General features: G+C 60.0%; 5 protein-coding genes and 1 rRNA gene. 1 reads left to right on the top strand and 5 read right to left on the bottom strand.

Translation table 11 applies throughout. From position 1 onward, the window contains the following. Nucleotides 1-127: 127 nt before the first annotated feature. Genes ASD95_RS13745 through ASD95_RS13735 form a run of 3 tightly spaced genes read right to left on the bottom strand, consistent with a single transcriptional unit; the run spans nt 128 to nt 3,119 of the window. On the bottom strand, nt 128-1,069 hold the full coding sequence (locus ASD95_RS13745) for a 2-hydroxyacid dehydrogenase (RefSeq protein WP_177336474.1): 942 nt from the start codon (nt 1,067-1,069) through the stop codon (nt 128-130). Beyond that, complete coding sequence (locus ASD95_RS13740; protein WP_056725186.1) at nt 1,066-1,821, bottom strand: class II aldolase/adducin family protein; 756 nt, start codon at nt 1,819-1,821, stop codon at nt 1,066-1,068. The genes ASD95_RS13745 and ASD95_RS13740 overlap by 4 nt, the downstream gene beginning before the upstream one ends. Further along, nucleotides 1,818-3,119, bottom strand: a complete 1,302-nt coding sequence (locus ASD95_RS13735) for an MFS transporter (RefSeq protein ID WP_056725185.1) — start codon at nt 3,117-3,119, stop codon at nt 1,818-1,820. The genes ASD95_RS13740 and ASD95_RS13735 overlap by 4 nt, the downstream gene beginning before the upstream one ends. A gap of 155 nt (nt 3,120-3,274) precedes the next feature. On the opposite strand from ASD95_RS13735, the gene ASD95_RS13730 reads away from it, so the two are divergent. Then, the gene (locus ASD95_RS13730) at nt 3,275-4,234 is read left to right on the top strand and encodes a LysR family transcriptional regulator (protein WP_056725183.1); all 960 of its coding nucleotides are present in this window, start codon (nt 3,275-3,277) and stop codon (nt 4,232-4,234) included. A 13-nt stretch (nt 4,235-4,247) separates the two neighbouring features. Here ASD95_RS13730 and mrdA read toward each other — a convergent pair whose 3' ends face one another. Together mrdA and rrf are read right to left on the bottom strand one after the other, a co-directional pair. Continuing rightward, nucleotides 4,248-6,140, bottom strand: coding sequence for a penicillin-binding protein 2 (mrdA, locus tag ASD95_RS13725; RefSeq protein ID WP_056725181.1), 1,893 nt, complete (start codon nt 6,138-6,140; stop codon nt 4,248-4,250). A gap of 201 nt (nt 6,141-6,341) precedes the next feature. Continuing rightward, nucleotides 6,342-6,422, bottom strand: a 5S ribosomal RNA gene (rrf, locus tag ASD95_RS30305); the annotation flags it as partial.

Below are 6,422 nucleotides of genomic sequence, written 5' to 3'. Positions count from 1 at the left end.
ATATGTACACCACCAATAAAATACTCCAGCCAGGAGGCCGCCATCGCCAGCAAGCCGTCTCCTACAGGTATCGGTGTTCCCCGGAATTGCGTGAAGAACCATTTTTATTGGTTGGATAACGCTGGGTTCAGTAACCCAACAATCGGTCGGCACAGTTCAGTAACGGTTTGCCAGACTTCAATCGACGAAAGTTCTCCGCTACTTGCTCGGCAATACAGTCATGGGATGCCGCCGAGGCCATGTGCGGGGTGATGGTGACACCGGGCATTGTCCAGAGCCGGTGATCGATCGGCAGCGGTTCCTGTTCGAAGACATCCAGCAAGGCGCCACGCAATTGCCCGCTCGCCAGTGCCTGTTCGAGATCGTCGATGTTCAAATGACCGCCGCGCCCACTGTTGACCAGTGCCGCGCCGTTGGCGAGTTGTTCGAAAGTGGCTCGCCCAAGGATGCCGCGGGTTTCGCTGGTCAGCGGGAGCAGGTTGATCAGCAACTCGACGCCATCGAGAAACGGATGCAACGCATCAGCCCCGGCGAACGTGCGCACACCCGGCAAATCCTTGCTGCGTCGTGCCCAGCCGCGCACGTCGTAACCGGCTGCGACCAGGTCCAGAGCAATCGCGCTGCCCAGCGATCCGAGCCCCATCACACCGACCTTGAACTGCCCCGCCGCCCGTTGCAGCGGCCGCTCCCAGCGTTGCTCCCGCTGTTGCGCCAACACCTGGTCGAAACCGCGGTGATAGTGGATCACCGCCCAGCGCACGTACTCGGTCATGCCTTGGCGATGGCCCGGATCAACCACGCGGCAAATCGGCAGGTCCGGGCATGACGGATCGTGATCGAGGTGATCGATACCGGCAGCCACCGAGTGGATCACCTGCAGGTTCGGCAATGCGCCGAGACTGCCCGGCAAGGGAAACCAGCACGCCGCCATCTGCGCATCCGCGGCCCGTGGATCATCGGCCAGCACGGCGGTGAGCTGCGGCGCACTGCGGGCAAACGCTGTCTGCAATTGCTTGAGCAGCAAGGTGTCGCGGGACAGCAGAACCACGGTATTGATGACGGCGTTCATGACAAATAAGACTCGCGCTGGGATTCGATCAACGTCAGGGCGGCCTCCCAGGCCAGGTCGATGATGTTGTCCTGCTCATCACGGTCAAACTGTTCGGCGGTGTGCGCGCACACTTGCGGCGACGGGTAATGCAAGGCGGAACCACCGGCCAGCGCCTGCACCTGGGCCTGACAGGCCCGCTCCAGGAAGTGGATTTCCTGGAAGGCCTGGGCCACGCCCGAACCACCCACCAACAAACCGTGGTTGCGCAGGATCATTGCCCGGTGCGGACCGAGGTCGGCGATCAAGCGCTCGCGCTCATCCAGCGACAGCGCGATGCCCTCGTAGGTGTGATAGGCCAGCTTGCCGTAGAACTTCAGCGCATGCTGACTGATCGGCAGCAAGCCCTGTTTCTGCGCCGCGACCGCCATGCCCGCTGCCGTGTGGGTGTGGATCACACAGTTCAGGTCCGGGCGCGCCATGTGGATCGCCGAGTGAATGACGAAGCCGGCGGCGTTGACCCGATGGCCGGCGTACTCCGGGTCGACCACCCGTCCGTCCTGATCGATGCGCACCAGATCAGAGGCGCGCATGCGGTCGAAGATCACCCCGTAACGGTTGATCAGGAAGTGGTGCTCCGGCCCAGGTATCCGCAGGGTGATGTGGGTGTCGATCAAGTCGGTCATGCGAAAGTGCGCGACCAGTCGATACAGCGCAGCCAGTTCGCAACGGGCTTGCCATTCAACCGGGTCGATGTGTGCAGGTTTACTCACGAATACACCTCTTTGGCAGCGTGGGTGACGACCGGGTTGGCGCGCAGGCGGGCCAGACCGCAAACACCGATCAGGGACAGGGCCGAGAGCAAGGTGAAGAACACCGCCAGCGGCAACCATTGTCCGGAAAACTTGCTGGCCAGCAGGGTGCCGATCAGCGGCGTGGTGCCACCGGCCACGGCGCAAGCCAATTGGTAGGCGATGGAAATGCCCGAGTAGCGCAGGTGCACCGGGAAGGCCTGGGTCATGTAGCCGGCGATCACCGCGTACAGCGCCGAGAGAATCACCACCGCGAGGGCAATGCCGGCAGTCATGAACACAATGTTCTGCGTGCCTACCAGCAGGAACATCGGGTATGGCGTAACCATGCACAGCAGCGCGACCCATTTGAGAAAACGATCTTCGCCAATACGCTCGGCGATCAACGCCGAGAGCGGTTGCGAGAGCAACTGGATGACGGTTACCAGAAACAGGCAATCGAGAATCGTTGAACGGGCGATGCCCTGGTATTGGGTGACGTAGGTAATCATGAAGGTGTTGGTGAAGAAGAACCCGGCCGAGCCAATGGTCACGGCCGCGGCGGCGAACAGGATCTGCCGCCAGCAGGTGCGGATCACGTCCATCACCGGGTATTTGGCGGTCTCGTTGTTGTCCCTGGCCTTGGCGAATTCCGGCGACTCGTGAACGCCGGAGCGGATCAATAGGCCGACCATCATCAACACGCCGCTGGCGAGGAACGGCAGGCGCCAACCCCAGGCGAGGAACTCCTCAGGCTCAAGGGACGTCACCAGACGGAAAGCGATCAGCGCCAGCAACAAACCGGCCGGGCTGCCCAGTTGCGCGAACGAGGCATAAAACGTCTTGCGCTTGGCCGGCGCATGCTCGCTGGCCATCAACACCGCCCCACCCCACTCACCACCGACCGAAATGCCCTGAATGACACGTAGCACGATCAGGCCGACGGGCGCCCAGATGCCGGCGCTGGCATAGCTCGGCAACAGGCCAATACCCGCGGTGGCGATGCCCATCAGGGCCATGGTCACCAACAGCATTTTCTTGCGCCCGAGACGATCACCCAGATGACCAAACACCATCCCGGCCATGGGCCGGGCAATGAAGCCGACAGCAAAACTGCCGAATGCAGCGAGGGTACTCATGACCGGGTCGCTGCTGGGGAAGAACACTTGCCCGAGGACCAGCGCCGCCGCGGTGGCGTAGATGTAGAAGTCGTAGAACTCGATGGTCGTGCCAATGAAGGCAGCGGCCGCGGCTCGGCGCGGTTGGGGAGTAGTGTGCATGCAAGGACCCTGTGTACTTATAGTTTTTGGGCAGGTGTTAAGGCTGATGACGGTTGCGCTCTGTGGCGCTTGTGGGCTTTATCGCTTCCATGCCAGGATTAGTCAATTTTCAAATTCTTATCTTTACTATTAGCACTGCTACTACATGAGGTTTTATGCCCTCCACTTCCAACCCGTGGGTCGGCCGGCGCTTTCTCAATGACCGCCTCGACTGGAACCTGCTGCGCACCTATCTGGTCATCGGCCAGGAAGGCAGCATGAGCCGCGCCGCCGCGCGACTGCACATCACCCAGTCGGCGGTCAGCCAGGCGCTGAAACGACTGGAAGAACAACTGGAATGCGTGTTGATTGCCCGTAGCGGACGACGCTTTGACCTGACGGAAACCGGGGAAGAAGTCCTGCGCATTGCGGCGGATATTTACGGGGATATTTCACGCCTGGGGACAGTGGTGGAGAGTCGCCACGATGATGTGGTGGGCAAGATCCGCATCCTCACCGTCAGCGGCGTGCAGGCGCGGCATTACGATGACTTCCTTGCGGATTTCCATGAAACCCATCCGAAAATCGAGTTGGAAGTCGAGGTGATGGGCAGTTCGAACATCATCAGTTCGCTGCTGCAAAAGACCGCAACCATCGGCGTCGGCCTGTGCCGCCTGCCGCAGCCGCGGCTGGAGCAACGGGTACTGTTTCGAGAGACCTATGCTTACTTTTGTGGCCAGCGTCATCGGTTGTTCGGACAAGAGAACCTGGCCCTGGAACAACTGGCCGCGGAAAACTTTGTCAGCTTCACCAGCGATCAATTGGGCGGCAATCTTTCGCCCCTGACGCTATTCCGCGACCAGCAAGGCTTCACCGGCAAGATCGTCGCCTCTTCCACCAGCTTCGAAGAAATTTACCGCCTGATCTGCGCAGGTTACGGCATCGGCGCCTTGCCCACCCATCTGGTGCGCCGGGACGTCGAGCAAGGTCTGCTCTGGCGCTTGCCGCCGGAAGAAGGGGTGGTGGATTTCGATATCCAGCTGTTGTGGAATCGCGAACAGAAGATGAGCCAGGCCGAAACGGTGTTCCTCGAAAGCTTCCAGCACATGCTCAGCATCCGTGAGCCTGTGCTGTGAAGCCATAAGGGGTTCAGACGTGAGGATCGCCCGATGCCTTGCTCGGCGCGGCGTACTGCGGCTTGAGGTGGCCATCCTGATCGAGTAGCCAGGCGTCCATGATCTCTCGCACGACCGGTCCGGCGACGCGACCGCCGGCTTCGCCGTTTTCGATCATCACCGAAATCACGATCTTCGGGTGCTCGGCCGGAGCGAAACCGACGAACAAGGCATTGTCGCGGTTACGCTCGCGGGTTTTCTCCCGGTTGTAACGTTCGCCCTGCTTGATCGCCACCATTTGTGCGGTACCGCTCTTGCCGGCAATACGGTACTGCGCGCCCGCCGCTGCCGCCCGGGCAATCCCGCGGGCGTCATGCATCACCATCTGCATGCCGTGGTTTACCTGCTCCCAATCGCGAGGATCCTTGAGCAGAATGTTCGGCATCGGATGCTCATCCACCGGCGCGACACCGTCCACGGTTTTGGCCAGGTGCGGGCGATTCCATACGCCTTTGTTGGCAATCAGCGCCGTAGCCTGGGCCAACTGCAGCGGCGTGACCTGCATGTAGCCCTGGCCGATACCGAGAATCACCGTCTCTCCCGGGAACCAGGCCTGACGACGGGTGGCGCGCTTCCAGGCTTGGGATGGCATCAGGCCGGGGGATTCTTCATTCATGTCCAGGGAGACTTTCTCACCCAGCCCGAACATGGCCATGTAGTCGTGCAGGCGATCGATACCCAGCTTGTGTGCCAGGTCATAGAAGTAGGTGTCGTTGGAGCGCATGATCGCCGCATCCATATCCACCCAGCCGTCGCCGCTGTGGTTCCAGTTGCGGTACTTGTGATCAAAATCCGGCAGTTGGTAATAACCGGGGTCGAACACACGGGTCTGTGGCGTGACGACACCGGTATCGAGGCCGGCGATTGCCACTTCCGGCTTGATGGTCGAACCCGGCGCATAGAGACCGCGCAACACACGGTTGAACAGCGGTCGGTCGATGGAGTCCCGTAGCGCGGAGTACTCTTTGGAGCTGATACCGGTGACGAACAGGTTTGGATCGAAACTCGGGTTGCTGACCATGGCCAGCACTTCACCGGTCGACGGATCCAGCGCGACCACCGAACCACGGCGATCCCCCAAGGCGTGCTCGGTGGCTTCCTGAAGCTTGACGTCAAGGCTCAGGACAATGTCTTCGCCGGGCACCGGGTCAGTGTGCTTGAGCACTCGCAGCACGCGGCCCTGGGCATTGGTTTCGACTTCCTCGTAACCGACATGGCCGTGCAACTGTGACTCGTAGAATTTTTCGATCCCGGTCTTGCCGATGGATTGGGTGCCTCGGTACTCGACCGTATCCAGCGCCTTTGACTCTTTCTCGTTGATACGTCCGACGTAGCCGACCGAATGAGCGAAGTGCTCGCCCAATGGATAGTGCCGAACGAACTGCGGCTCGACATCGAGGCCCGGCAGGCGGAACTCGTTCACTGCGAGTACGGCAATCTGTTCTTCGCTCAGCTCATAGAACAAGGTCACGGGTACGAAGGGGTGACGTGCCTGCTTCATCGCCTTGTCGAACTGTGAGCGATCTTCAGCGGGCAAGTGCAGCAGATTGACCACCTCGTCCAGCTCTTCGTTTACATCGATAGCACGTTCGCGGGTGATGGTCAGGTTGTAGCTGGGACGGTTATCCGCGAGGAGTACGCCGTTGCGATCGTAGATCAACCCGCGAGGCGGTGTAATCGGCAGGACATGTACGCGATTGTTTTCGGAGATGGTCGAGTGATAGTCGAACTCGACTACTTGCAGGACATACAGGCGTACCACCAGAGCACAGGTAATGGCGGCAACGAACAAGGCGCAGGCCATGAGTCTCTTGTTGACCAGCCGTGTCTCTTTCTCGTGGTCCTTGATGGGTATCGGTTCAGGCACTTGTGCAGCAACTCTTTGAAAAAAATGCCGATCCGTGGGCGGGGCGCAAACTCAGTCCCTTAAAAATGAGCTGCACCATACCAAAAGCGTGGAACCTGGTTTGTGTGATTTTTTTCACAATTGACCTCGGCTGGCTCGGCCCTTTTTCACGCACAAAAACAAAACCCCAACTGCTTTCGCAATTGGGGTTTCGGAATTTAATCTTGACGATGACCTACTCTCACATGGGGAAACCCCACACTACCATCGGCGATGCATCGTTTCACTGCTGAGTTCGGGATG

Source organism: Pseudomonas sp. Root71, from assembly GCF_001429045.1.
GTDB classification, from domain to species: domain Bacteria; phylum Pseudomonadota; class Gammaproteobacteria; order Pseudomonadales; family Pseudomonadaceae; genus Aquipseudomonas; species Aquipseudomonas monachiensis.
Note: the sequence above shows the minus strand (reverse complement) of the source record. Positions and strands in the feature narration are given on the sequence as shown.